This window comes from Deinococcus metallilatus, from assembly GCF_004758605.1.
Taxonomy (GTDB): domain Bacteria; phylum Deinococcota; class Deinococci; order Deinococcales; family Deinococcaceae; genus Deinococcus; species Deinococcus metallilatus.
This window is the reverse complement of sequence record NZ_CP038512.1, coordinates 278,821-301,177: the sequence shown is the minus strand read 5'-3', so window position 1 is coordinate 301,177 and position 22,357 is coordinate 278,821. Positions and strand designations below refer to the sequence as shown.

Annotated in this window: 26 protein-coding genes and 1 tRNA gene; 14 read left to right on the top strand and 13 right to left on the bottom strand. The window is 66.8% G+C overall.

Features of this window, described 5'->3' with window-relative positions:
- Window positions 1-97: 97 nt before the first annotated feature.
- Window positions 98-1,273: a DUF418 domain-containing protein gene (locus E5F05_RS07360; RefSeq protein WP_129117992.1), complete on the bottom strand. Its 1,176-nt coding sequence runs from the start codon at window positions 1,271-1,273 to the stop codon at window positions 98-100.
- Window positions 1,274-1,586: 313 nt separating this feature from the next.
- On the opposite strand from E5F05_RS07360, the gene E5F05_RS07355 reads away from it, so the two are divergent.
- On the top strand, window positions 1,587-2,318 hold the full coding sequence (locus tag E5F05_RS07355; RefSeq protein WP_129117991.1) for a GNAT family N-acetyltransferase: 732 nt from the start codon (window positions 1,587-1,589) through the stop codon (window positions 2,316-2,318).
- A 3-nt stretch (window positions 2,319-2,321) separates the two neighbouring features.
- Here the strand turns inward: E5F05_RS07355 and E5F05_RS07350 are convergent, their stop codons facing one another.
- The 4 genes from E5F05_RS07350 to E5F05_RS07335 are packed head-to-tail and all read right to left on the bottom strand — an operon-like array spanning window position 2,322 to window position 4,587.
- Window positions 2,322-2,771 (bottom strand): HIT family protein, encoded by a 450-nt coding sequence (locus tag E5F05_RS07350; RefSeq protein WP_129117990.1) that lies wholly within the window; start codon window positions 2,769-2,771, stop codon window positions 2,322-2,324.
- Window positions 2,768-3,226 (bottom strand): NUDIX hydrolase, encoded by a 459-nt coding sequence (locus tag E5F05_RS07345; RefSeq protein ID WP_129117989.1) that lies wholly within the window; start codon window positions 3,224-3,226, stop codon window positions 2,768-2,770. Before E5F05_RS07345 ends, E5F05_RS07350 begins: the two co-directional genes overlap by 4 nt.
- Window positions 3,223-3,666 carry an NUDIX hydrolase gene (locus E5F05_RS07340; protein ID WP_129117988.1) on the bottom strand — a complete coding sequence of 148 codons (444 nt, stop codon included), beginning with the start codon at window positions 3,664-3,666 and terminating at the stop codon, window positions 3,223-3,225. The genes E5F05_RS07345 and E5F05_RS07340 overlap by 4 nt, the downstream gene beginning before the upstream one ends.
- Before the next feature lie 18 nt (window positions 3,667-3,684).
- Window positions 3,685-4,587 (bottom strand): P1 family peptidase, encoded by a 903-nt coding sequence (locus tag E5F05_RS07335; RefSeq protein ID WP_129117987.1) that lies wholly within the window; start codon window positions 4,585-4,587, stop codon window positions 3,685-3,687.
- Window positions 4,588-4,621: 34 nt separating this feature from the next.
- Between E5F05_RS07335 and E5F05_RS07330 the strand changes: the two genes are divergently transcribed.
- Window positions 4,622-5,293 carry a dienelactone hydrolase family protein gene (locus E5F05_RS07330; protein ID WP_129117986.1) on the top strand — a complete coding sequence of 224 codons (672 nt, stop codon included), beginning with the start codon at window positions 4,622-4,624 and terminating at the stop codon, window positions 5,291-5,293.
- Between the two features lie 38 nt (window positions 5,294-5,331).
- Here the strand turns inward: E5F05_RS07330 and E5F05_RS07325 are convergent, their stop codons facing one another.
- Window positions 5,332-6,000 (bottom strand): response regulator transcription factor, encoded by a 669-nt coding sequence (locus E5F05_RS07325; RefSeq protein ID WP_011529345.1) that lies wholly within the window; start codon window positions 5,998-6,000, stop codon window positions 5,332-5,334.
- A 104-nt stretch (window positions 6,001-6,104) separates the two neighbouring features.
- Window positions 6,105-6,425, bottom strand: a complete 321-nt coding sequence (locus E5F05_RS07320; protein ID WP_129117985.1) for a hypothetical protein — start codon at window positions 6,423-6,425, stop codon at window positions 6,105-6,107.
- Between the two features lie 442 nt (window positions 6,426-6,867).
- On the opposite strand from E5F05_RS07320, the gene E5F05_RS07315 reads away from it, so the two are divergent.
- The 3 genes from E5F05_RS07315 (at window position 6,868) to E5F05_RS07305 (ending at window position 9,135) form a co-directional block, all read left to right on the top strand.
- Window positions 6,868-7,779 (top strand): alpha/beta fold hydrolase, encoded by a 912-nt coding sequence (locus tag E5F05_RS07315; protein WP_129117984.1) that lies wholly within the window; start codon window positions 6,868-6,870, stop codon window positions 7,777-7,779.
- Window positions 7,780-7,853: 74 nt separating this feature from the next.
- Complete coding sequence (locus tag E5F05_RS07310) at window positions 7,854-8,891, top strand: sugar phosphate nucleotidyltransferase (protein ID WP_221274459.1); 1,038 nt, start codon at window positions 7,854-7,856, stop codon at window positions 8,889-8,891.
- Between the two features lie 43 nt (window positions 8,892-8,934).
- Window positions 8,935-9,135 (top strand): hypothetical protein, encoded by a 201-nt coding sequence (locus E5F05_RS07305; protein ID WP_129117983.1) that lies wholly within the window; start codon window positions 8,935-8,937, stop codon window positions 9,133-9,135.
- A gap of 232 nt (window positions 9,136-9,367) precedes the next feature.
- Here E5F05_RS07305 and E5F05_RS07300 read toward each other — a convergent pair whose 3' ends face one another.
- Window positions 9,368-10,591, bottom strand: a complete 1,224-nt coding sequence (locus E5F05_RS07300; RefSeq protein WP_129117982.1) for an MFS transporter — start codon at window positions 10,589-10,591, stop codon at window positions 9,368-9,370.
- A gap of 30 nt (window positions 10,592-10,621) precedes the next feature.
- On the opposite strand from E5F05_RS07300, the gene E5F05_RS07295 reads away from it, so the two are divergent.
- Complete coding sequence (locus E5F05_RS07295; RefSeq protein ID WP_129117981.1) at window positions 10,622-11,314, top strand: hypothetical protein; 693 nt, start codon at window positions 10,622-10,624, stop codon at window positions 11,312-11,314.
- A gap of 54 nt (window positions 11,315-11,368) precedes the next feature.
- A complete protein-coding gene (locus E5F05_RS07290; protein WP_129117980.1) occupies window positions 11,369-12,073 on the top strand; it encodes an IclR family transcriptional regulator in 705 nt (234 codons plus the stop codon).
- Between the two features lie 52 nt (window positions 12,074-12,125).
- Here the strand turns inward: E5F05_RS07290 and E5F05_RS07285 are convergent, their stop codons facing one another.
- Entirely contained in the window at window positions 12,126-12,326 is a 201-nt protein-coding gene (locus E5F05_RS07285; protein WP_129117979.1) for a hypothetical protein, read from the bottom strand.
- 601 nt (window positions 12,327-12,927) lie between these two features.
- Here E5F05_RS07285 and E5F05_RS07280 point away from each other — a divergent pair.
- Window positions 12,928-13,545: a hypothetical protein gene (locus tag E5F05_RS07280; protein ID WP_129117978.1), complete on the top strand. Its 618-nt coding sequence runs from the start codon at window positions 12,928-12,930 to the stop codon at window positions 13,543-13,545.
- 70 nt (window positions 13,546-13,615) lie between these two features.
- Here E5F05_RS07280 and E5F05_RS07275 read toward each other — a convergent pair whose 3' ends face one another.
- Together E5F05_RS07275 and E5F05_RS21290 are read right to left on the bottom strand one after the other, a co-directional pair.
- On the bottom strand, window positions 13,616-13,861 hold the full coding sequence (locus tag E5F05_RS07275) for a DEAD/DEAH box helicase family protein (RefSeq protein WP_129117977.1): 246 nt from the start codon (window positions 13,859-13,861) through the stop codon (window positions 13,616-13,618).
- A gap of 171 nt (window positions 13,862-14,032) precedes the next feature.
- Window positions 14,033-14,109: transfer RNA gene (locus tag E5F05_RS21290), tRNA-Leu, on the bottom strand.
- A gap of 248 nt (window positions 14,110-14,357) precedes the next feature.
- On the opposite strand from E5F05_RS21290, the gene E5F05_RS07270 reads away from it, so the two are divergent.
- Window positions 14,358-14,627, top strand: a complete 270-nt coding sequence (locus E5F05_RS07270; protein ID WP_129117976.1) for a hypothetical protein — start codon at window positions 14,358-14,360, stop codon at window positions 14,625-14,627.
- A 123-nt stretch (window positions 14,628-14,750) separates the two neighbouring features.
- Here the strand turns inward: E5F05_RS07270 and E5F05_RS21895 are convergent, their stop codons facing one another.
- On the bottom strand, window positions 14,751-14,885 hold the full coding sequence (locus E5F05_RS21895; RefSeq protein ID WP_260177432.1) for a hypothetical protein: 135 nt from the start codon (window positions 14,883-14,885) through the stop codon (window positions 14,751-14,753).
- 275 nt (window positions 14,886-15,160) lie between these two features.
- Between E5F05_RS21895 and E5F05_RS07265 the strand changes: the two genes are divergently transcribed.
- Window positions 15,161-15,751 (top strand): hypothetical protein, encoded by a 591-nt coding sequence (locus E5F05_RS07265; protein WP_129117975.1) that lies wholly within the window; start codon window positions 15,161-15,163, stop codon window positions 15,749-15,751.
- A 309-nt stretch (window positions 15,752-16,060) separates the two neighbouring features.
- The gene (locus E5F05_RS21285) at window positions 16,061-16,786 is read left to right on the top strand and encodes an SHOCT domain-containing protein (protein ID WP_184117673.1); all 726 of its coding nucleotides are present in this window, start codon (window positions 16,061-16,063) and stop codon (window positions 16,784-16,786) included.
- 57 nt (window positions 16,787-16,843) lie between these two features.
- Here the strand turns inward: E5F05_RS21285 and E5F05_RS21280 are convergent, their stop codons facing one another.
- Entirely contained in the window at window positions 16,844-16,993 is a 150-nt protein-coding gene (locus E5F05_RS21280; RefSeq protein ID WP_164973386.1) for a hypothetical protein, read from the bottom strand.
- Window positions 16,994-17,876: 883 nt separating this feature from the next.
- Here E5F05_RS21280 and E5F05_RS21450 point away from each other — a divergent pair.
- From E5F05_RS21450 to E5F05_RS07250, 3 genes are read left to right on the top strand one after another with little or no spacing between them, the layout of a single operon-like run.
- Entirely contained in the window at window positions 17,877-19,775 is a 1,899-nt protein-coding gene (locus tag E5F05_RS21450) for a DEAD/DEAH box helicase (RefSeq protein WP_206732995.1), read from the top strand.
- A complete protein-coding gene (locus E5F05_RS21445) occupies window positions 19,697-21,217 on the top strand; it encodes a protein NO VEIN domain-containing protein (protein WP_206732994.1) in 1,521 nt (506 codons plus the stop codon). Before E5F05_RS21450 ends, E5F05_RS21445 begins: the two co-directional genes overlap by 79 nt.
- Window positions 21,214-22,341, top strand: a complete 1,128-nt coding sequence (locus E5F05_RS07250) for a phospholipase D-like domain-containing protein (protein WP_129117974.1) — start codon at window positions 21,214-21,216, stop codon at window positions 22,339-22,341. The genes E5F05_RS21445 and E5F05_RS07250 overlap by 4 nt, the downstream gene beginning before the upstream one ends.
- Window positions 22,342-22,357: the final 16 nt, after the last annotated feature.

The following is a 22,357-nucleotide window of genomic DNA, read 5'->3' as shown; positions in this document are numbered from 1 at the left end:
GCCTCTATAGTGAACTGCCAGCGCGTGAGAAATGAGCACCAGCACTCATTTGAGGCGGGCGACCCGGAAGGGAAGGCGCTTTTTTCCGTTTACGCGCTCAGGAAGCCGGAGGTTCCCGCCTCACCCCGCGCCCATACACCAGCAACCGGGTGAGGCGTTCGAGTGGGCCGGTCCCGAAGCGCGCCAGCAGCCACGCGCTGACCGGCACCTGCGCCAGGCCCACGATCAAGGCGAGCAGCACGGCGGGCGCGGCCCCCCACGTCCCGAAGCGCGCCCCCGCGTAGGGGTAGAAGAAGGTGGTCATGATCAGGCTCTGCGCGATGTAATTGCTCATGGCGACCCGCCCGCTGGCCGCAAAGGCCCGCAGCGGCCCCAGCCGCCCACGCACGGTGAGCAGCCCCAGCACGCCCACGTAGCCCAGCGCGGTCGCCAGCCCGCCGCCCATCCGGACCGGGATCGCCAGCAGCCCCGCCGCGAAGTCCCCCCGCGTGTTGAGCCAGGCGAGCAGCACGCCCAGCGGCAGCCCGAGGCCCAGCCCCCAGACGGCCAGGCGGCGCAGCAGGGGCACCTGCTCCTGCGGGCGGGTCAGCAGCCCGGTGCGCTGGGCGGCGGCGCCCAGACAGAACAGCGCGATCAGCCAGGCCCCGTTGTAGAGGCTGGTCCCGATCAGGCTGTCGACAAACGTGGCCGCGCGCCCCGCCACCACCTCCAGGTAACTCATGCCTGGGACCAGGTCGGGCAGGCCGTCGAAGCGGGGCCGGGGACTCCCCAGCGCCGCGAAGGCCGCCAGCAGCTCCTTTCCCAGCCACCATGCCCCCAGCACCCCGGCGAGCGTCACCAGCAGGCGGGCACCCATCCCGCCGGTGAGCAGCAGTGCCAGCGCCAGCAGCGCGTAAGTCGAGATGATGTCCCCGTGCCACACCAGCACGAAATGCGCCGCGCCGATCAGCAGCAGCACGGCCAGCCGCCGCGCCAGCGTGCCCACCCCGTACCGCGCGAGCATCCCCGCCGCGCCCCACCCGAACAGCATCGCGAACAGGCTGATCGAGCGCCCGTTGAAAAAGATGTCGGTGAAGACCTGTACCACGCGGTCGATTCCCGTCTGCGTCCACTCGCGAAACCCCGCGAAGTCCTGCACGTTGATGATCAGGATGCCCAGCAGCGCCAGCCCCCGCAGCACGTCCGGCAGCAGCGACCGCTCCCCCGCCCTGACCGGACGCGGCGGACCGGACTCCGGGGCGGGCGCGGGTTCGGGCAAAGTCGGGAGGGCCATACCCCAGGCTAGCGCGCGGAGAACCCACGCCCGACGCTGCCAAAGCTGAAGCCCTACGGCTACCGCAAAGTAGCAAGCAACCCCCTCTGCAAGCAGCTCTACGAGTCCGACCCTTCGGGCCACCTCCCCTCAGCAACAGATTGAGCTTCCCAGAAGGCAAATTGAGCCCCTGGCTCCCCTTGAGGGGAACTGTCAGCAAAGCTGACTGAGGGGTTGACCGGGCCGAGCACCTCCAAAACTGGACGTTGCGGTTGCTCTGATCTTCATACCCAGGACCCAGGCCAGGAGAGGAGCAAACCGCTACGCTGGGAAGATGACCGCCGACCTCCTCCCTCGCCTCGCCCACGTGGAGGCGGCCGGGCACGCCCGGTACGGCGCCTTCGGAGAAGTGCAGCACTTCGGGCCGCTGGTGGCCGTTCACGCCGGGCCGGACCTGCCGGTGAACACCGCCTGGCACGCGGGGTCCGGCCCCACGACGGACGGTGACCTGGCCGCCTTCGAGGCCTTCAGCGCGGCCCACGCGCAGCCCGCCACGCTGCACCTGCTGTCCTGCGCCGCGCCCGATCTGCTCGCGTTGCTGGCCTCACGCGGCTACACGCTGACGGGCGCGCTGCACCTGTACACGCACGCGCTGACCGACCTCCCCCCACCCCCGGCGCTGCCCGTCCAGCAGGACGCCGACCCCCAGGTCTGGGCCGACCTCGCCGCTCAGGCTTTCGGACCGGGCAGCGAGGTGATCTCGCGGCTGAATGCCCGCCTCGCCGGGCCTCACCACCTCCTCGCCGTTGTGGAAGGCACGCCCGCAGGCGTCGCGGCCCTGAGCGTGTGGGAGGGCGTCGCCGCGTGCTACAGCGCGGCCACCCTTCCGGCGTGGCGGTGCCAGGGCGTGCAGACGGCGCTGCTCGCCGCGCGGCTGCATCTGGCCGCCCGGCTGGGGGCCGACCTCGCCAGCGTGTTCGTGCGGCCCGGGTCGGGAAGCGAACGCAACGTGCGCCGCGCCGGATTCCGGCTGACGGGAATGCGGCTGACGCTGACACGGGGATGAGGGTCAGGACAGGTGGGCGCGCAGGTGGGCCGCGTACCCAGCCCGCTCCCCGGGCGGCATGTCCGAACCGCGCGTACCGTACAGGTCGTCACCAGGCCAGCAGTGCCACACGTCCTGCTGCCCCGCCGGTTCGTTGTGCTGCCGGGTGCTGACGCCCGCACAGCCGTACGCCGCCTTCATGGCAAGCGCGACCCGGCGCGAAAGCGCATGAATCCGTGCGCCGAGTTCATCAGGGAGGGTGTAGAGGTTCTCAAAGTGCGCGACGGGAACAATCAGGACGTGACCGAGCGTGCCAGCCCATTGCTTCGCGGCGATGAACGCCATCACCCATTCGTCGCGGTACACGATGTCGCTTTCCCTGCTCCAGACATGTTCGTTCACGATGCCCGCAGCCAGCAGGCAGAACGGGCAGGGGTAGCCCGGCGGGGCGTGGGTGACGGAGGGGGCGATCATGTCCCGTCCCGCAGTAGCCCCAGCGCCCGCCTGTCGACCGGGCCAAGCCGCTCAGGCAGCGCCTCCAGCGGGAAGAAACGCAATTCCACGCCCTCGTCCCCGTCGGGCAGCGGGACGCCTTCCCAGGCACGCACCACGTAAACGGCCGTCACCTGATAGAACTCGTCGCCGTTCGGGAGTTTCTGGTAGGTGTCCGGGCCGCTCACGATGGTGAGCAGTTCGGCACCGCGCAGCGTGATCCCCGCCTCCTCCAGCAATTCGCGCCGCAGGGTGTCCTCCAGTGCCTCCCCCAGTTCCGCGATGCCGCCCAGCGTTCCCCAACCGCCCGTGTCGCTGCGGCGTTGCAGCAGCACCTCGCCCGCCGTGCTCACGACGAGGGCACAGACGCCTGCCCAGTTGACGGGGCGCGGGCCGACCAGCTCCCGCAGGTCGCGGACGTAGTTGGAGGCGGTCATGCCAGGACCTCTCTGGCCTTTTCGCCCAGCCGCGTCAGGGGCGGAAGGTCGCCCGCCGGGAAAAACCGCAGTTCCGCGATCTCCACGCCGTCCGGCACCGGGTCACCGCTCCACTCGGTCACGCGAAACAGCGCCGTGTACGAATAGAACCGGTCACCATTCGCCACCTGACTGAGCCGGTCGGGGCTGAGCATGTCCAGCAGTTCGGCCCGGTGCAGCGTCAGGGCCGTTTCCTCCCGCATCTCGCGCCGGAGCGTCTCTTCCAGCGCCTCGCCCAGCTCGCTGATGCCCGTGACCAGCCCCCACCGCTCGGAGCCGACCCGCCGCAGCAAGAGCAATTCGCCGCGTTCATTCTGAATCAGGCCCGCCGCGCCCACGAAGTTCACCGGGCGTGGGCCGATCACCGCCCGCAGGTCACGCACATAGTCTTTCGTACTCATGTGAGTACATTACACAAATCACTCAGCGCCAGCCGCACTTCTCACCGCGTCCCGCACCGCCGCGCATACTGCCTCCTGCACCAAGGCGCCGAGGAGCAGCGGGTCGGCGGGGGGCAGGGTGCAGGAACTCAGCATGAAGGCGCTGTCCCCGTCCCAGAAGGTGTGGCTGGGGGCGATCACGCGGCCCAGCGCCGTCTGCGCGGCGTCGGCGAAGCGGCGGGCGTCGGCTTTGGTGAGGGTATGTTCGGTGGCGACGGCGATCAGCGTCGTGCTTTCTATCTCGCCCGGCGTGAAAGCGAGGGCACCCGGCCCCACGCCTGGCCCGGCCAACACCCCGCCCCGTTCGTCCAGCACGTCCCCGATGGGATTCACCACCGCCAGCGCGCCCACGCGGACCCCGTGCCGCTCCATATACACGCTGCCCAGGCCGCCGGGCACCGCTCCCACGCCCAGGTACTTGCCCGCCGTCGCGCCCATACCTGCGCCCACCCGTCCCCGCGGCACCGGGTCACTGGAGGCCGCCCGCGCCGCCGCCTCCCCTTCCCGCTCGCCGGGACGCGCTCCCGGGTCGCCCACGCCCAGGTCATAGATCACGGCTGCCGGGACGATGGGCACCCGCGCCCAGGGCGTCTCGTGGCCCACGCCGCGTTCCTCCAGCACCCGCACCACGCCCGCCGCCGCCGCGAGGCCGAAGGCACTTCCGCCGGTCAGCAGCAGGGCGTGGACGCGCTCCACCTTCTTCCCGGGGGCGAGCAGCACGCCCTCCCGGGTGCCGGGACTCGGCCCCAGGAAACTCGCGGAGGCCACCGCGCCCGCGTCGGGACAGAGGATGACCGTGCAGCCGGTGAGGCCGACCGGATCGGTCCAGTGGCCCACGCGAAAGCCGGGAATGGCGGTGAGGGTGGGGTTGACGCCAGACATGGCCGCATTGCACCACGCGGGGGTAAGGTGCGTCATGCCGGAAGAACTCCAGTTCCCGTCCGAAGGCCGCCTGCTGTCCGGTTATCTGGCCCGCCCCGCCGTGAGCCGGGGGAACGCGCCGGGCGTGCTGGTCATCCATGAGATTTTCGGCCTGATGGGAGGCATTCGCGCCGTCGCGGACCGCTTCGCGCGGGCGGGATACGTGGCGCTGGCGGTGGACCTCTTCGCCGGGCAAAACCGCCTGGTCTGCATGACGCGGATGCTGTCGGGGATTTTCCTGAATTCGCTGGAGCATCAGGGCGTGCGCGACACCCGCCGTGCCCTGGAAGTGCTGGGGGAACTGCCGGGCGTGGACCCTTCCCGGCTGGGCGCCGTGGGCTTCTGCATGGGTGGCAGCCTCGCTATCGCGCTGGCCTGCACCGACCGTCAGGTGAAAGCCATCGCCCCCTACTACGGCTTCAACCCCAGCCCACTGGAGGCCGTGCGCCGCAGTTGCCCGGTGGTGGGAAGTTACCCGGAAAAGGACGTGACGGCGCGCCAGGGCGAGGTGCTGCGGGCCGAACTGGACGCGGCGGGCATCCCCAACGGCATCAAGATTTATCCCGGCACGCGCCATTCCTTCGCCAACCCCGGCCCCGCCTTCGACGCCGTGGCGAGCGAGGACGCCTGGAACCGGGTGATGGCGTTTTTTGATGCCTACGTTTGAGGGAGAGGACCGGTCCTCCCGCCCGCTCTCCGCCTTCTTCAGGGCGTCTTCAGCGCGTACCCGATTCCCCGCACCGTACGGATGATCCCGTAGCCGTCGAGGTCGCGCAGCTTGGCGCGCATGTTGGCCATGTGGACATCCACCACGTTCGAGTTGCTGGGCAGCTCGCCGTTCCAGACCTCACGCTCGATTTCCTGACGCGAGTACACGCGGCCGGGCTGGCGGGCCAGGAAGGTCAGCAGGTCGAATTCTTTGGGCGAGAGGCGCACCTCGTGGCCGTTGTAGTGGCACAGCCGCTTCTGGGGGTGGATTTCCAGCGCGCCGATGCTGATCACCTCGCCGTGCTGCTGGTGGCGGAGCTGCACCTTGACGCGGGCGACCAGTTCCTCCGGGTGGAAGGGCTTGGTCATGTAGTCGTCCGCGCCCGCTTCCAGCAGGTTGACCTTGCGGTCCACGGCGTCCATCGCGGTCAGGATGATGATGGGGACGCTGCTGGTCTTGCGCAGGCGGCGGGCGATCTCGGCGCCGTCGAAGTCGGGCAGGCCGAGGTCGAGAATGACGAGGTCGGGGCTGTTCTCGCGCGCGCTGGTGAGGCCCGTGACTCCGTCCGGCGCGGTCAGCACCCGGTATCCGGCCTGTTCCAGTTCGTACTGGACGACACGGGTAATGTCCGGGTTGTCTTCGATGAGAAGGATGCGTTGGTCCATGAGGTCTGCCTTTGTCTCCCGGCGTGAGCCTGTTTCTCGCCATCGTAGGGGCCACAGTGGGCAGGGCGGGTAACGAACGCGGTTTAGGCTCTCTTAACAGCGCCTCAGCTCTCCCCCGGCACCCGCACCGTATCGATCTGCACGCCCTGGCGCAGCAGCAGGGTCTTGAGGCGCTGCATCGCCTGCACCGCCCGCGTGCGGTCCTGCGGCCAGAACACCAGCGTCAGGCGGGCGGGGCGGCCCGGACGCGGTTCCTGCGCCTGCACCTGGAGGGGCCGGGCGAAGGCGGCGTCTCCCAGCACGTCCCGCAGAATCCGCGCGAAGGTGAGTTCGTCCACGCCCTCCAGCGTGAAGGCGATGCCCTGCGGCGCGGCGTCCGGGGACCCATCAGCAGGGGGCACGGCATCAGGAGGCAGCGGGGTCATAGGCGCAGCGTAGCGGAGGAGCCGCGGCCGCCCCGTGAGGCGGATCTTGGCGGGAAGCTGAGGGAACGGCGCGGCGATTCCCAATTCAGGACTGACGCGATTCAAAAGCCGAGTGCGTGTGAAGGGTTTTTGCTCCTCCGCTGGGCAGCTCTGCGAGTCCCTCCTTGTGGGGGAGGCTGGGAGGGGGGAGCGCAAACGCCCTCCCAACGCGGCTCGAACGCAACAGCAGCCACATCCTTTGCAAAGATGAGAGACTTATCTGCATCGCCCAGCCCCTTGCAGGGGACTGGCACAGCTCGTACCGCGAGAGGCCGGGACTCGCAGAGCCGCTGGCAGCGGGGATGGACGGCGAAGCCACCACAAACAGGAAAACGTGGTTTTCCACCCCTACCCAGAACACAGTTTCGCGTAAGTCCTAAGCTCTCCCCCCTACAATGCCCCCATGACCACGCCGGACGAGCCGAACTCCGAGCGCCTGAACGGCGCGGACCTGTACTTCGAGGTGACCGGCCCGGAGGACGCGCCGGAGGCCCCCATCGTGTTCCTGCATGGCGGCCCCGGCTACAACAGCTACTCCTTCCGCGAACTGTTCGGGGAGCGGCTCGCGGGGCGGCGGGTGGTGTACCTCGACCAGCGCGGCTCGGGCCGCAGCGGGCCGCTCTCGGAAACCGAGCAGGGGGGCGACAAGCTGGACCTCGACACCCTGGTGGCCGACCTGGAGGCGCTGCGCGAGCACCTGGGGGCGGAGCGCCTCGTACCGCTGGGCCACGGCTTCGGCGCGCTGGTGGCGCTGGAGTACGCCCGGCGGCACCCTGAGCGCACCGCCCGCGTGATCGTGGTCAATCCCTGGGTGCATTTCCCCGAACTCGCGCTGACGCTGCTGCGCGAGGCCTCGGCCATGCGCGGCGTGCCCCTCGACGACCCCGCCGACGCCGTGCGCGCCCGCACCCCCGAAGGCCAGTACCCCCCGGTCGGGGAGGCGCGGGTGGAGGCCGCCTTCACTCTGCTGAACGCCCGCGACCTGCTCAACGCCCTGCACTTCCGCGACAGCGCCAGCCGCATGCGCCTGGAATTCACCGACGCGGAAGGGCAACTCATCGGCGGCGGCGAGGTGCAGGAAGCCCTGGTGAATCAGGGCCTCTGGGAGTTCGAGTACCCGCCCTTCTTGCCGGAATTGCGCCGTCCCCTCTTCGTGATCGCGGGCGTCCACGACCGCAGCAGCTACCCCGAACAGGTCGAGTGGCTCGCTGACCTCGGCGGCGCCGACGTGACCGTCCTCGACGCCGGACACTACCCCTGGCTCGACGACGAGGACGCCTTCGCGGAGGCGCTGGAGGAGGCGCTGACGCGGTAGCGGTTCGCCCAGCCGTGAAGCTTTTCACGCTCTCCGCTCTCTCACACATGGGCCGCTATACTCGGTCTACTCATATGAAAGGCGTGATCCTCGCTGCTGGTCGTGGCAGCCGTCTTCTTCCTGTCAGTGCGGGCAGGCCCAAACATGCCGTGCCCATCGCGGGGGTGCCGATCATCGCGCGGGCGGTGCGGGCACTGCGGGCGGCGGGGGTGGAGGAAGTGGCGGTGGTCAGCAGCCCCGCCAGCGAGACGGCCCTGCGCGAAGCCACCCGGGGCGAGGGACCGCTGACCTTTCTGCGACAGGAGGAACCGCGCGGGACCGGGCACGCGGTCCTCGCCGCGCGGGAGTTTCTGGAGGGCGGCCCAGCCCTGCTGTACCTGGGAGACAACCTCTTCGCGGACGCCCTGACGCCCCTCACCGCAGCCCTGCACGATGCCGACGCCGCCCTGGGCGTGAAGCGCGTGCCCGATCCCAGCGCCTACGGGGTGGCGGTGGTGCGGGACGACCTGCTCACGCGCCTGGACGAGAAACCGCGCCGACCGGCCAGCGACCTGGCCGCCTGCGGGGTCTTCGCCTTTCACCCGCACGTGCTGGAGGAGGTCGCTCGCCTGACACCCAGCGAGCGCGGCGAGATCGAGTTCCCGCAGGCGCTGCTGCGGGTGATCGCGTCGGGCGGACGGGTGCGGGCGGTGTCCTTTTCCGGCTTCTGGAGCGACGCGGGCACGCCCGCCGACCTGCTGACCGCCAGCGCCCACTTTCTGGCGGGCCTGTCCCCCTGCGTGGACGGCGACGTAAGCGGCAGCCACCTCAGCGGCCCGGTCGTGGTCGAGGCGGGCGCCACCGTGCAGGACTGCACGCTGATCGGCCCGGTCCTGATCGGCGCGGGGGCCAGCGTGCGCGGCAGCACCCTCGGCCCGAATGTCAGCATCGGCCCGCAGGCGCAGGTGGAGGGGGCCACGCTCTCGGACACCCTGATCGACGAGGCCGCGACCGTCCGGCGCCCCACCCGCCCGCTCGTCCGGACCGTGATCGGGCGGCGCGCGACCGTCGCCGCGCCCAGCGACACCGGCCTCCAGATCGTGGTGGGCGACCACAGCGTGCTGCGGGTATGAACCCTCCACACCACCCGCGCCCGCGCCTGGCGTACCCTGGGGCATGACCCGGGCGCCAGACTATCCAGACCAGCCGAACCGCGTGGCCCAGACCCCGCAGGACCAGGGGCAGGGCGAGGTCGTCATCAGCGGCCTGGACACCGGCCCCAGCCAGGAAGAGCGGGAGAACGTCACGCCGACGGACGAACACGCCCGCCTCACGCCCATGCTGCCCCACAAGGAACCGACGGACGAGGACGGCTGATACCGACTTGCTCTGATTCCAGAACAGCCGGAAGAGCGCCGGATGTTCTCCAGTGGCCGGAGGCTCAGGGGCGGCCCCTCGCCTGTCTTGCCGGAAGCGCCAGAGGCTGACCCGCTCATGGTCCATCGCCGCCAGCCGGTACGTTTTGCTGCTCGCTCTGCTGCGCAGCTTTGCAAGTCCGCTCGGTTGATTCTCGCGAAGGGGCGCAATTTGGAATGAGGGCCGCCGCCCCTCATTCCGCCGGGCGGACGTGGCCCACCGGGTGAGGCGTTCGCCGGTTCGCCCGAATCGCCAGCGGCCAGGTGAGGGCCAGCAGGGCCAGCGCCCCGCTCAGCCCCAGCATCAGCGGAGGCGTCCCCAGCGGCCGGGCCGCGAGGGCCGCCCCCAGCATCAGGCCCAGCGCATTCACGCCCATCAGTGCCCCGATCACCCGCCCCCGCAGGCCGTCCGGCACGATCTGCTGCGAGCGGGTGGTGGCGGCGACCTCCAGCAGGCCCAGCCCCAGGCCGAAGACCACGGCGGCGCCCCACCACACCGGCACGGGGGTGAAGACGAATCCCAGAGCACCGACCACCAGCACCCAGCGGCCCCCCCCGATCAGGGCGTCGAGGCTCCAGCGCGCGGCGAGCGGCGTGACCAGCGCGATGCCCGCCAGCACGCCCCCCGAGATCAGCATCTCGAAGGCCGCATAGTCGGGAGCGCCCCGCCCCAGGGCGGTCATATGCAGCGGCGCGCGGACGTTCATCACGTTCATGGCGGCGTTCAGCGCGAAGCTCATCCCCAGCAGGGCCAGCAGCAGCGGCGACCGGCGGATCACGCGCAGGCCCTCCAGCAGATCCGCGAGGGGCTGAACCCGGTCCCCCGCCCCCGCCAGAGCGGGCAGGGCCAGCGTGGCGAGCGCCAGCCCCAGGATCAGCGGGGCGCTGACCAGCAGCGTGCCGCCCGCGCCGAGCAGGTGAATCAGCAGGCCGCCCAGGCCGTAGCCCAGCAGCGGCGCCCCCATCAGCGCCCCGCTGTTCAGACTGTTGGCACGGGCCAGCAGGGACGGGGCCACCAGGCGCGGCACCAGGGCGCTGCCCGTGGCATAGGCCAGCGTGGACAGCAGCCCATTCAGAAACGCCAGGGCCAGCAGCGCCGCCAGCGGGAGTGTTCCGTTGGTCGCCAGCAGTCCTGCCACCGCGACGGCCAGCGCCCGCAGCCCCGCACTGAAGGCCAGCAGCCCCCGGGGGGCGAGCCGGTCAGCCAGTCCGCCCAGCAGCGGCGCCAGAAAGCGTGGCAGACTCCCCGCCAGCACCACCCCGCCGACCGCCCCGGCGCCCTCGGCCGGATGCGTGGCGAGGGCCAGGAAGGGCAGGGCGACGTACACGGCCGCGTCCCCCAGCGCGGTGAGGGTCACGCCCGCCCAGTAGGTCCAGAAGGCGCGGGGCAGCCGGAGAGCGGGAGCGGTGCTGGTCATGCCCCCAGCGTCCGGCGTACCCTGCTGAAAATGCCGCACACCGTTTTGGGTTCTTTCGGGGGCGAGTGGTTCGAGGTGACGACGCCCGAACAGGCCCGGCTGCTCAGCGACCCGGCGGCGCTGCGGCACCTCGAACCCTTCATCGGGCGGACGCTGGGAGCGGCGGAGGCGGCGCGCGAGGCGGGCGTCAGCGTGGAGCGGATGCTCTACCGCGTGCGGCAGTTCGTGGCGGCGGGCCTGCTGGAGGAGGCGGGCGAGCGGCGGCGGGCGGGGCGGCCCGTGCGGCTCTACCGCGCGCCGGGCGGCTTCCGGGTGCCCTTTCACCTGACGCCCTTCGCGGACCTGGAGGCACAGATTCTCCGGCACGGGCGGCCCTTTGACCGGTTGCGGGCGCGGGCCGGGGCGCGAGGCCTGGCCCGCCTCGACCTGAATGCCCGGCTGCTCTACCGCAGTACAGAGGGTGAGGTGCATTCGGAGACGTTCATGCCCGACGCCCGGACCTATGCCGCCTTCCGTCAGCACCATATCGGCGGGGACTATATGGGCGTGCTGTGGCTGGACGACGGGACTGCCCGCCAGGTTCAGGAGGCGCTCAACACCCTGCGCGAGCTGCTCGTCTTGCAGGACGGCCAGCGCGCGGGCAAACGGCCCTACCTGATCCAGACGGCGCTGCACCCCCTGGACGCCGACGACCCGGAAGCCCTGCCCGGCCCGCCAGGGTGACCGTTCGTTGCCCAGCTTGGAATGTTCCCTGTCCTGTCCGTGTACGCTGGACACGTGCTGTCCCTACAGAAAGCCGCGAGCATCCTGGGTGCGTTCAGCGCCGAACAGCCCGAATGGGGCGTGCGGGCGCTGGCGGCGCATCTGAATGTTCCCCGCGCCACCGCCCACGCCTACCTCGCCGGTCTGACCGAGGCCGGATTCCTGCGCCGCACGCCCGCCGGGAAATACCGCCTCTCCTGGCACATCGCGGAGATGGGCGCGCACCTGACCTCGGCGCTGCCCTGGTTTCAGGACGCCCGCGCGCTGATCACCCGCCTGGCGCTGGACGTGCGTTCGGTCGCCTTTTTGTGCATTCTGGAAGGTGAGGAGGTCGTCTGCGCCATTCGCGAACGCCACCCCGACGCCGACATCGATCAGCCGCTCGATATCTATCTGCCCGCGACCGCCACCGCCAGCGGCAAGATTCTGTATGCCCACGCCGATCTTCAGCCGCGTCAATTCGCCGCCCCGACCCAGAGCAGCATCACCACCCTGGACGAGTGGCGCACCGAGGTCGCGCGGGTGCGGCGCCGGGGGTACGCCTACGCCATCGAGGAATGGATTCCCGGCCAGTGTACCCTCGGTGTCCCGTACCGCCACGGCGGGCAGGTCGTCGCCGCCATCGGCGTGCAGATGAGCGCCCGCCGCTACCTGCGCGAGGAGCGCAGCATCCGCGAGCGCGTGCTCCAGATCGTGCGGGAAGAGGAGGATCAGGGCTAGAGCGGGAAAACATCGTCTCGCAGGGCCAATCCTCGCGCGCAGCGAGGCCTTTTCATCCCGGCACCACCCCGGCGTCGCCCGTCCCTTTTTTGTGGGACGAGGATTCTGCCGCGCTTGAATGCCAGTCCGCGCTTAAATGCCAGTAACGAATCAGGCTCCCCTGTTCAGACGGGGCTTTGCCGTCCTTCTGCTTGAGGTTGTCGCCAAAAGCCTGATCCCCCAACCCGGCCATGACCTTGACCGGCAGTTGCATGTCCCATCCCGGCCTGCTTAAGCTGTCTTCAGGAATTCCGGAAAAGCGTGCCGTGACACGGTTCCCCAGTCGTCGCCGGAGGCCCTTCGCAGAGCGCATTCGTCGTACACCCCCCATTCTTCCAGCAGCGCAGCGCGGGCAGGGCGCTCAAGCTGGCGGTTGGCAGGGACCAGAGGAGCCCAGGCCAACGCGCGTCGGGTCACACCGGAAGCACCAACGACCCTGGAGAGGCTGAAAAGAGCGCCCGACCATCGCCAGGAGGGGATATGGCAGATTCGGCAGGAGGAAGGGTAACCGCCACTCCGTACGACGAAAACGCATCCGATCAACGGTGGCTGGACGAACTGAATCAATGGACATGGCAGCAGGTGCCGGGGACCCACCGGTGGCAAACAAAAGGTCGGTGCCCCAGGTGTCGCCACGAAACGGAACTTGAGGTGGAGGCGACAGTCTCCCTGGCACCGTCCGCTTTTCCCGGCAGCAGCGGGCGACTGATTCACAGCCCCCCCGCCACCGTCGAGTTTCGCTGCTTCTGTGACGAAACCCATAAAAAGGGCAAAACGGGTTGCGGGCTGCGTATTCCTGGCATGCGGGGGCCGTGATGGCGGGCGAGGTTACCGCCCAGGTGCTCAGCCCCAGGGAAATTGCCGACAAGTGGACGGCCGCCGCACAGCAACTCCCTTTCGAGGCTTCGGGGACGATCAGCACGGCCGCGACGACCTGGGCGACGTTTCTGACTGGGGCACTTGGCGCGTTCTCCATTGGCGGCCTGGCCTTTCTACCCTCGGAAATCGGGAAGCTGGAGGGCGGACAGCAGGAGGGGGTGGTGACGCTGCTGTTTGGCGCGCTGGCCACCGGCCTGGTCGCACGCTATCTGGCCACCCTGGCGGCCCAGGTCACCCCGGTCGTCAGCTACACTGATGGGGAGCTGTACCGCAATCAGACCGCGCAGCGGAACTTCGAGGCTGCCCGGCGGCTACTCCAGTCCCAGCAGGTTTCCACCGTCGCTCTGGCCCTCCTGCTGTTCGGCGTGCTGCTCAGCCTGATTCCCGCCGACAAGCCTTACCAGCTGGTGACCCAGCAGGGGGGGGCGGTGCTGTGCGGCAAGCTGGTTTCCGGCACCGATGGAGCGGTATACGTGACTTCCAGCGGCGCGGCCACAAAGCTCAAGGGCGTCACCGACATGACGCCTGTGATGGCTTGCCCGCCCAAACCCTGACGGTCGACCGTTCCTCAACCAACCCCGGCTGCACCGCCACTTCCCGGTTCGCCACCCTCCCCCCAGGAGGTCACCGGAGTGGTATAGACCCGGCCCGCGGCGCCCCGATCAGGCCACGGTCCAGCTCTCCCCACACCGTCAGCTCCTTGATACGTAGACCTGCCATGACGGTCATGCCCGCGCCCCGGTCGCCAGACAGCAGGAACCGTAGTGGCTTCCGGTTCAGCGCCTCAACGTGAAAAACGCCCTGGGCCTCGCAGTAGTTCGCGAAGGTACGTAGGGCGCTCTCGTAGGAGATGAGGGTGTTCTTGGCCACGCGGCGGCTGTCCTGAAGGAAGTCCTTTCCGTCGGAGCGAATCGTTTGCTGATTTCACCGCTTTTTGGGCTGTTCGGAGAGGACGATTTGGGCGTTATACAGCCCTTATGCCTTCCCCTTTGCAGTAGCTCAAAAGCGAAAAGACCTCGTTCAGTACGGGGTCTTTTCGTTTGGTGGCCAGGGCCGGACTTGAACCGGCGACCCAACGATTTTCAGTCGTCCCTTGCTCCACCAACTTCGCAAATGCCGTCCTAGACAGTGTAATACGGCTTTGCGCTCCTGTCAAAACCCCTGGGGAGCACACGATACCGCTCCTCGTGCATACGTGAGAAAGCCGTCCTAGAGCGGGTTTAAAGGCTCTGAGGATACAACGACCGGAAATCGTTCAGTGGATTCCTGAATAACGCCGTCCATAGCAACGAAAAATCTGCATAAGTCTCTCGACCCCTGGTCCGCCTCTCGGCTGGCCGGGGGCTTTTCCTTTTGGAGGAACCCCATGTACTTCACCTTTATTGAACAGGTTCGTGCCCGCCTTGCCGAAAGCGACGTTCCCATTCCCGCGGCTCAGGCATACCTGCAAGTCCTGACCAACCTCAACGCCCTGAGCGTGTTGATGGCACCGGACAGTGACGACGATTTGAACAGCTCAGAGCTGGCTCACCTAACTCGGCTCTTCGCCCAGCACCAGCGGCGGCGGGTCCAGATGGAAGAGGAACATCCTCTCCTGGCCGTTCTGTCACGGCCCGCCGGGTGGCAGGGCAACTAACCCCTTGCTGGGAGGGCAGCGTGCTGGGCCGCAAATCCAGCACGCCTCCTTTCCCACGACCCTCGCAACGGAGTTACAGGCGTTGGGCAAGCTGTTGAAGTGCCACAACTTGCGAGAGCACCGTTACCGCTTAGCAAGTCCGGCGAATACAGCATGACGTTTCTCCAGCACGTCCTGGGCTACAGCACGAGCATCCAGCACGAGCTTTTTCTCGGACTTCTGTGGGGAGCTGGTTCGTGCCTCGGTGTTGGTGCTCATGCCCATGATGCTACTCCCCCACTACGACCAAGAATTGGAGGGGCCGGAGCAGGTGCATCTGGAGAAGCCGCATCACGACCATCGAACGTGCTCAGCCCTGCTCGAAGCCGAATACTCAGAACTGGAGATGCTGGCCAGGCCGAAAGGAGGCACAGGGAGCTGAACCTTGGGGGTGTACCTGCTTCAAATCGGGGGTAGCCACCGCGAAAACTTCTCAAGAGGACGCATATTCGTCCACGCAGCCCCGCCGCGTCGATTAAAGTGCCGCCGAACATATGACCATCTCAAGGAGTCGAACCCTTCCTACGCTTGTCCTCACCCTGCTCGGCCTCGGCGCTGCCACCGTGGCCCAGGCTGAAACTCGCGTTCCCGGCACGAAAGTCTTCTACAGCTATCAGAAGGACCCGATGAACGACGCCAACCTCAGCATCGTCTTCATCGACGAGTTGAACGATACGGGCAGCAATACATACCTGAGCATGAAGTGCGCTGCTGGGCAGGGCTGGCTGTTCGGCATCGCTACCAAGCACGCCCTGCTGCCCACCACACCCATCGAGTCGAGGGATGAACTGGACAAACAGATAGATGACCTCTACGCCGTCTCCTACCGCGTGGGAACCTCACAAGCCGCGACCGTGGGCGACATTGATTCGGCATGGCTCAACAGAAAGCTTCGTCCTGAATCCCTGCTCTTCTACGACATGAATGCCAATAATGCCATCGCGCAGGGTTTAATGGACGGCAAGAAGGTAGTCATTCGTATTCAGCCGCGACGCGATGGGGCCGTTGTAAAGCAGCAACTGGATTACACCTTCCAACCCCAAGGCTTCGCACAGGCATTTGCCGCCGTCAAATACTGTAAATGAGATGGGATGGAAGACTTAGATGGGATGTTTTAGGGTCCTTCTGAAACTACTATTCTACACCACTTTGATTGTCCTGGCTGTCGCAGGTGTTATCCTCATTGCTAAATTTGTTCTAGCACTGGTTGCCGGTATCCTGGGCATCATGCTCATTATCGGCTTAATTGGTCTTGTAGGTCGATTGAGAATCACAGGATTCTGGATTGGCTGGTAGTCTACTTATTGCAAAGAAGTCAGGCTGGGTCGGCTTTTTCCCGCCTTCTCTCGTCAGCGTTAGCCAGCAGACATGTGACAATTAAGTAAAGGAACAAAATGTCCTTTTGGAAGAAAGTTCAGGAAATCGGCAAGAAGGCAACCGAAGTCGCCGCCGAACTGGGCACCGAGGGCCAGAAACGTCTGGCTGAATACCAGCAGCAGGCCGAGGAGCAGCGCAAGGTGGCCGAAGCCGAGCAGGCTGCCCGTAAAGCTGAACAGGACGCTCTTCTGGCCCAGCACGTCCCTGCCGTCGTCAAGTTCAACGTTTCTGCCAACTACCACGGTGGCTACCCTGGTCTCCCAGACATCATTGATGGCGGGCACCTGTATCTGGGGCAGGAGGAGTTGGTCTGGCTGAAGCTCCCCACCGTCCTGCGCATTCCCTACCTGGACATTTATGACCTCGACCTCGATAACTTTAAGGTCAGCATGGTGCGTAGTCTCATAGCCGGGGGTGCCGACAACGACGTTCACCGGCTTAAGAACACGGTGGTCGTCATCTGCCGCATCAACGGCGTCAAGCAGCGAGTGAAGTTCGAGGTGTGGGGCGGCCTAAGCGTTCACTCCGGAGCCCTGAACGCTCAGAAAGTCATTGACCATCTGGCAGAGTTCAGGCACCTGTTCGTGCAGGACCACGCGCCCGCACCCCTCCCAGGTCCAACCCCAACCGCCACCCCCTCCGTGATGGACGAACTGGAGCGCCTGGCCCAGATGCGGGAGCGGGGCCTGCTGGGCGACGAAGAGTTCAAGGCGTTCAAGGCCAAGCTACTCGCTCGGCTTTAACGTACCGGGTCTTTCAGAGGATTGGGAGCCGGGCGAATACCGGCTCCCTCTTTCACATCAGGAAGCGAGCCGCAGCAGCACGTCCTGCGCCTCGCGTAACGGTTCCAGAACTAAATTCTCCAGGTCATCGAGTTCCTCCTCGCTCTGCGCGTGCAGCTCGCTCAGGCGCTCGTAGCGCCGGGTGAGCTGCTCATGCCGCTCCTGCATCGCGTAGCAGGGTGACCAAGTTGGCCTCTAGCCCAGCCAGAAGGGCTGCTTTGAGCAGTAATGCGCCCTGCTGCTGCTTCAGAAACGGGCTGGGCATCAGAACAGCACCTCCAGCCATTGGTCCTCTTGAACCTGCCGCTCCCGAACTGCGTGTAGTACCAAATTTTCTGGTGGACGACCTTGAAGATTACCGTAAATTGTCTCCATCGGAATCAAAACAACTTCCATAGTGCTCAAGCCCTATGCGAGTGTGCTCGACCATTCCGAATTACCGAACCTCCCCTCCTCGAAAGAGAGACGGTACAGGTTCTCCAAAATGTCTTGCACAGGGTTAAGCAGCCCCATGTAATAGGAGAGAAGCTCGATGGCAGGATGGTCGATGTCCAATTTTTTAGTTGTCTGCATTCTGTACTCCTGGGTACACAGGCGAGCCCAAAGACTCTCGGCGATGGGACGTGCGCCGGGCTGCTCAGGAGCGTGAAGGTTTGCCAGCCGCCCCTAGGTCAGGTGGCGGTGGTGGACAGTGGAAGAGTCCGAAGTCAGGCTGTGAACCCTTGAGGTCCACGCTCCAGCATCGCGGTCTGCTGAGAGCAGCCCGGCGCGCTTACTGGGTTTTCAACGCCTCCCCACTCCGTGTCCAATCTCGGTAGTATCAACGTTGTCCTGCTTCGGCCTTACCGTTCGGCTAACTATTCGGGGCTTACGGATGGCTCCTCGTGGGACATTTCCAGAGCCATCTCCATCCGACTGGGCACGAATAATCGTGTGCTCCAGCACGAGTGTCAACCCCCACCCCCATTCCACTTCTCCTACCCCCAGTCCCCCTGGGCAGAATCGTTCGCTCCCCACCCGTATTTCTGCTTTCCTGGGGTGAGGCTCTCTCATGACTACATTCGACCGGCTCCTCGACCGCCCGCTGCGCTCGCCCATCTTCCCGGAGCCGGTGCGGGTCATCCGTGTGGAGCGTGCAGGAACGCGACACAAAGTCACCGCCGAGGGCCTGAGCACCCATCGCATCCACCAACGCATGTTGAATGGTGCGGACATTGCCGCCCTGATGCACCTGGTCGCCGACCAGCGGACGGACTTCGCGGGCGACCCGGAGCTGTTCGCGCTGGGCGTCGAGGCCCGGCGTATCCAGCTCGGTTACACCTTCGACCCCTTCTTCGCGGTGTCGGCCAGCCGAATCGACCCGCTGCCGCACCAGCTCGAAGCAGTCTACGGCGTGCTCCTCAAACGCCCCCGGATTCGCTTCCTTCTGGCCGATGACCCAGGAGCTGGGAAGACAATCATGGGCGGCCTGCTGCTCAAGGAGCTGCGCTACCGCAAGCTGCTCGACCGGGTACTCATCGTCACCCCGGCCAACCTGACCGACCAGTGGCGGCGCGAGATGCACGACAAGTTCGGCGAGACGTTCCAGGTCATCAACCGGGACGTGGCGGGGTTGAGCTACGGCGAGAACCCCTGGGAGGGCGAGAACCTGGTGGTGACCAGCGTGGACTTCGCCAAGCGGGACGAGAACCTGGAGCACCTGCGCCGTGTCCATTGGGACCTCGTCATCGTGGACGAGTCGCACCGCCTCTCCGCCACCAAGTACGGGTCCGAAATCAAACGGTCCCAGCGGTACAAGTTGGGCGAGATGCTGGCCCAGACCAGCGCCCACATGCTGCTCCTCACCGCCACCCCACACCAGGGCGACGACGAGAAGTTCCGCCTGCTGCTGGACCTGCTGGAGCCGGACCTCTTCGCTACCGCCGGGCTGCTGCGGGAGGCTGCGGGCAAGGGCGAGAACCCCATCATGCTGCGCCGCCTGAAGGAGGACATGACCGACTTCGACAGCAAGCCGCTGTTCCCGCCCCGCTACGTCCACACGCCGCAGTTCCGGCTCTCGCCCAGTGAACGTGCCCTGTACGACCGCGTGACGGACTACGTCACCAAGCACTTCCGCAAGGCGTGGGACGACCGCAGGCGCAACGTGGGGCTCGCCATGACCGTCCTGCAACGCCGATTGGCGAGCAGTTCCTACGCCATCAGCCGCTCGCTGGAGAACCGGCTGAAGCGTCTCCAGGCCCTACGGGACGACGTGAATAACCTGGCGGACGACCCCTACCTGGGCTACACCGAGGACGAACTGGAAGACCTCCCCGAAGAGGAACGCTGGGAGCTGGAGGACCGCATCGCCGAGCGGCTGACCCTGGCCCGCAACCTTCCCCAGCTTGAGGCCGAAATTCGGGAGTTGGAGTTCCTCAGCCGCGAGGCGCGGACGCTGGCGAAGTTGGAGCAGGACCGGAAGCTTTTGGAACTGCTCAAGGTGCTCGGCAAGCTGAACGGCGAGAAGCTCCTCGTCTTCACCGAGCACAAGGACACCCTGAACTTCCTGGTCACCGTGCTGCAAAAGCAGGGCTACGCCGTCACCCATATCGACGGCAGCATGGGCCTGGAGGAGCGAGTGGGCCGCGAGCACGAGTTCCGGGATTCAGCCCAGGTCATGGTGGCGACGGAGGCCGCAGGCGAGGGCATCAACCTCCAGTTCTGCTCGGTCATGGTGAACTACGACCTCCCGTGGAACCCCACCCGCCTGGAGCAGCGCATGGGCCGCATCCACCGCTACGGGCAGAAGTACGAGGTGAACATCCACAACCTCATCGCCGAGGGCACCCGTGAGGGGACGTGCTGGCCCTGGTGTTGGAGAAGCTCCAAATCATGCGCGAGCAGCTCGGCAGTGACCGGGTGTACGACGTGGTGGGCGAGCTGCTGGGCGACGTGGACCTCGAAAAGCTGATGCTGGAGCATCTGCTGGGCCGCCGCACCCTGGCCGAGATTCAGGCGATGGTGTCCGCCCGGCTCTCGCCCGACCGCGTGGAGTACCTGAAGGAAGTCACGCTGGAAGCCCTCGCCAAGCGCGACGTGGACCTCTCGCGGCTGCGGGCCGACCGCGAGCAGAGCGAGCTGACGCGCATCCAGCCGGAGTACACGGCCCGCTTCTTCGTGCAAGCCTTGGAGAAGTTGGGGGGCCGGGCCACCCTGCGGCAGGACGGCCTGTACACCATGCGGGTGCCCTACGAGTTGCGGAGTAAGGCGCACAACGTCCGCAGCGAGTACCTGAAAACGACCTTCGACAAGCGGGCGGCCTACGACGCCGACTTCCTGGCTCCCGGCCATCCCCTGTTCGACCTGGTGCTTCAGGAGACGCTGGCCCTGGCCCAGCCGGTCATGCAGCGGGGCGCGACCTTCGAGCTGGACGGCCTGACGGGGGACGCCCTCCTCGGCTTCTATGAGTTGGCGGTGGTGGACGGACAGGGCAGCACGGCCTCACGCCGCCTGTTCGCCGTGCAGCAGAAGGGCGACGAGACACCGACGCTGGTATCGCCCCGGCTTCTAGTGGACGCCCTGCCTGCCCCCCAGGGAGAGGGCAACATCCCCGACGGCGAGGGCGTCTCGGAGCACCTGGAGAACTGGCTGCTGGAGACCCAACTCGAACCCTACGAGAACGAGGTGCGCGGCGAGCGCCTGCGTGAGGTGGACATTCGCCGCCGGTACGGCACCCGCAGTCTGGAACACCTGCTCCGGGAGTCCACCCGCAAGCTCACCCAGCACAAGCTCAAGGCCGCGCAGGGCGACGACATGAAGCTCGCCATCACTCAGGAGGAACGCCGCCTGCGTGGTCTTCAGGAGCGTCAGCGCAGCTTCCTGGCCGAATTGGAGCAGGAGTCGCAGCTCATTCCCGAACCGGCCCAGCCTCTCGCGCTGGCGTACCTGCGGCCCCTCCAACCCACGCAGCAGAACTTGCCGAACGAGGACGACCCGGAGGTCCGCAAGGCCGTGGAACTCGCCGGGATGAGGGTGGCCGAGGAATATGAGCGGTCCCAGGGCCGGATGCCTGCCGATGTCAGCGCTGAGAACGTCGGGTACGACATCCGCAGCGTCATGCCGAGCACAGCGGCAGACGGCACGCCCCAGGAAACCCGCTTCATTGAGGTCAAGGGCCGTGCTGGGGTCGGTCCCGTCGTCCTGACCCCCAACGAGTGGATTACCGCTGGACGGCTGAAAGAGAACTACTACCTCTACATCGTCACCAATGCCCTGAGCACCCAGCCGAACCTCACCATCGTTCGCAATCCCGCCGCGAACGTCACGCCGGGACAGGAAGTCACCGTGCTGCACTACGTCATCCCCACCGAGGAGTGGCAGCGGGCGGGCGAGCAACCCCAGGAGCACGCATGAACGACCAGCAGAGCCTTTTCGACACGGTGTTCGTCCCCGCCGGGGAGAAGGCGAGCCCATCTCCTTCGGCCCCCGACTTGGTTCATCTGGCCGAGGGTTGGCGGGCCGCCGTGCAGGACATGGAGGGGCCGGGACGCCGCTGGCTGTTCACGCCCTGGCTCACCACCCGCCACGCCGAGGACTTCCTGAAGGGGATGTCCAGCCTCGACGCCGTGCAAGCATTCAGGGAGTGGGGTGTGGAAGTCAAGCGCCTGCCGAACCTGCACGCCAAGGTGTACGCCCGTGAGCACGAGGGCGGGGTCCTGTGGCTCGGCAGCGCCAACCTCTCGAACCTGGGCGAAGACGGCGGGGCGCACAGCAAACAGGTAGAGGCCATGAGCGGCCCACACCCCCTCACCCCCGCCACCCTGACGAAGCTGGAATACCTCTGGAGCAACGGGAAGCCTTTCAGCCCCAGCGACGTTCAGCACGAGCTGACCCGGCTGGTGCAGGAGCAGGAGACGTTTCGCACCCTCCTGCTCGACCAAGCCGAGCTGGGTGTGCTGGCCCTGCGCCTCTCGTTCAAGCTGCTGGGCGGGCAGTTCACCATCCCGCCCGACTGGCTGGGCCACGGCAACGAGCAGGCGCAGCGGGACCGGGTTCGCTACCCCAGCGTGGAGTTCATCGACCCCGACACCAGCCTCGCCACCCGCTTCCGCAAGTTCATCAACGCCGAGAAGCGGAAGCTCGACGACCGGATTGAGGACGTGCCCGACGTGAGCGGCTTGTACGTCCTGCGGGCCGAGGACATGCTGAGCATCAAGACCTTTTTGTGCGACATGGAGAAGCAGGCCCGCCAGAAGTTCGAGCAGGAACTCCACCAAGAGCGGGAGCATCTGCGGGACGACTTCACGAAGCGGTTCGAGAGCGCCTTCCAGCGGTTCCTGAGCGAGAAAACCAGCTACATAGCCAAGACTCCGGCCCAGGCTGCGAAAGATGCTGCCGATGCTTTCGACGACTACATCAGCCGGGACCCCTTTCGCATCAGCGCCCAGTTCTTCATTCCCCTGAAAGATGCCGACGACCCTCACAGCGGGCTCGCGCAAGCTATGGTGCAGGTTCGGGCACGGCAGCGGCTGTACTGAGCCGACTGGCGTCCCC

Coding starts and splice junctions, on each gene's coding strand:
- E5F05_RS07360 (WP_129117992.1), bottom strand. CDS start 1,273: ATGGCCCTCCCGACTTTGCCCGAACCCGCGCCCGCCCCGGAGTCCGGT.
- E5F05_RS07355 (WP_129117991.1), top strand. CDS start 1,587: ATGACCGCCGACCTCCTCCCTCGCCTCGCCCACGTGGAGGCGGCCGGG.
- E5F05_RS07350 (WP_129117990.1), bottom strand. CDS start 2,771: ATGATCGCCCCCTCCGTCACCCACGCCCCGCCGGGCTACCCCTGCCCG.
- E5F05_RS07345 (WP_129117989.1), bottom strand. CDS start 3,226: ATGACCGCCTCCAACTACGTCCGCGACCTGCGGGAGCTGGTCGGCCCG.
- E5F05_RS07340 (WP_129117988.1), bottom strand. CDS start 3,666: ATGAGTACGAAAGACTATGTGCGTGACCTGCGGGCGGTGATCGGCCCA.
- E5F05_RS07335 (WP_129117987.1), bottom strand. CDS start 4,587: ATGTCTGGCGTCAACCCCACCCTCACCGCCATTCCCGGCTTTCGCGTG.
- E5F05_RS07330 (WP_129117986.1), top strand. CDS start 4,622: ATGCCGGAAGAACTCCAGTTCCCGTCCGAAGGCCGCCTGCTGTCCGGT.
- E5F05_RS07325 (WP_011529345.1), bottom strand. CDS start 6,000: ATGGACCAACGCATCCTTCTCATCGAAGACAACCCGGACATTACCCGT.
- E5F05_RS07320 (WP_129117985.1), bottom strand. CDS start 6,425: ATGACCCCGCTGCCTCCTGATGCCGTGCCCCCTGCTGATGGGTCCCCG.
- E5F05_RS07315 (WP_129117984.1), top strand. CDS start 6,868: ATGACCACGCCGGACGAGCCGAACTCCGAGCGCCTGAACGGCGCGGAC.
- E5F05_RS07310 (WP_221274459.1), top strand. CDS start 7,854: ATGAAAGGCGTGATCCTCGCTGCTGGTCGTGGCAGCCGTCTTCTTCCT.
- E5F05_RS07305 (WP_129117983.1), top strand. CDS start 8,935: ATGACCCGGGCGCCAGACTATCCAGACCAGCCGAACCGCGTGGCCCAG.
- E5F05_RS07300 (WP_129117982.1), bottom strand. CDS start 10,591: ATGACCAGCACCGCTCCCGCTCTCCGGCTGCCCCGCGCCTTCTGGACC.
- E5F05_RS07295 (WP_129117981.1), top strand. CDS start 10,622: ATGCCGCACACCGTTTTGGGTTCTTTCGGGGGCGAGTGGTTCGAGGTG.
- E5F05_RS07285 (WP_129117979.1), bottom strand. CDS start 12,326: ATGCAACTGCCGGTCAAGGTCATGGCCGGGTTGGGGGATCAGGCTTTT.
- E5F05_RS07280 (WP_129117978.1), top strand. CDS start 12,928: ATGGCGGGCGAGGTTACCGCCCAGGTGCTCAGCCCCAGGGAAATTGCC.
- E5F05_RS07270 (WP_129117976.1), top strand. CDS start 14,358: ATGTACTTCACCTTTATTGAACAGGTTCGTGCCCGCCTTGCCGAAAGC.
- E5F05_RS21895 (WP_260177432.1), bottom strand. CDS start 14,885: ATGAGCACCAACACCGAGGCACGAACCAGCTCCCCACAGAAGTCCGAG.
- E5F05_RS07265 (WP_129117975.1), top strand. CDS start 15,161: ATGACCATCTCAAGGAGTCGAACCCTTCCTACGCTTGTCCTCACCCTG.
- E5F05_RS21285 (WP_184117673.1), top strand. CDS start 16,061: ATGTCCTTTTGGAAGAAAGTTCAGGAAATCGGCAAGAAGGCAACCGAA.
- E5F05_RS21280 (WP_164973386.1), bottom strand. CDS start 16,993: ATGCAGGAGCGGCATGAGCAGCTCACCCGGCGCTACGAGCGCCTGAGC.
- E5F05_RS21450 (WP_206732995.1), top strand. CDS start 17,877: ATGACTACATTCGACCGGCTCCTCGACCGCCCGCTGCGCTCGCCCATC.
- E5F05_RS21445 (WP_206732994.1), top strand. CDS start 19,697: ATGCGCGAGCAGCTCGGCAGTGACCGGGTGTACGACGTGGTGGGCGAG.
- E5F05_RS07250 (WP_129117974.1), top strand. CDS start 21,214: ATGAACGACCAGCAGAGCCTTTTCGACACGGTGTTCGTCCCCGCCGGG.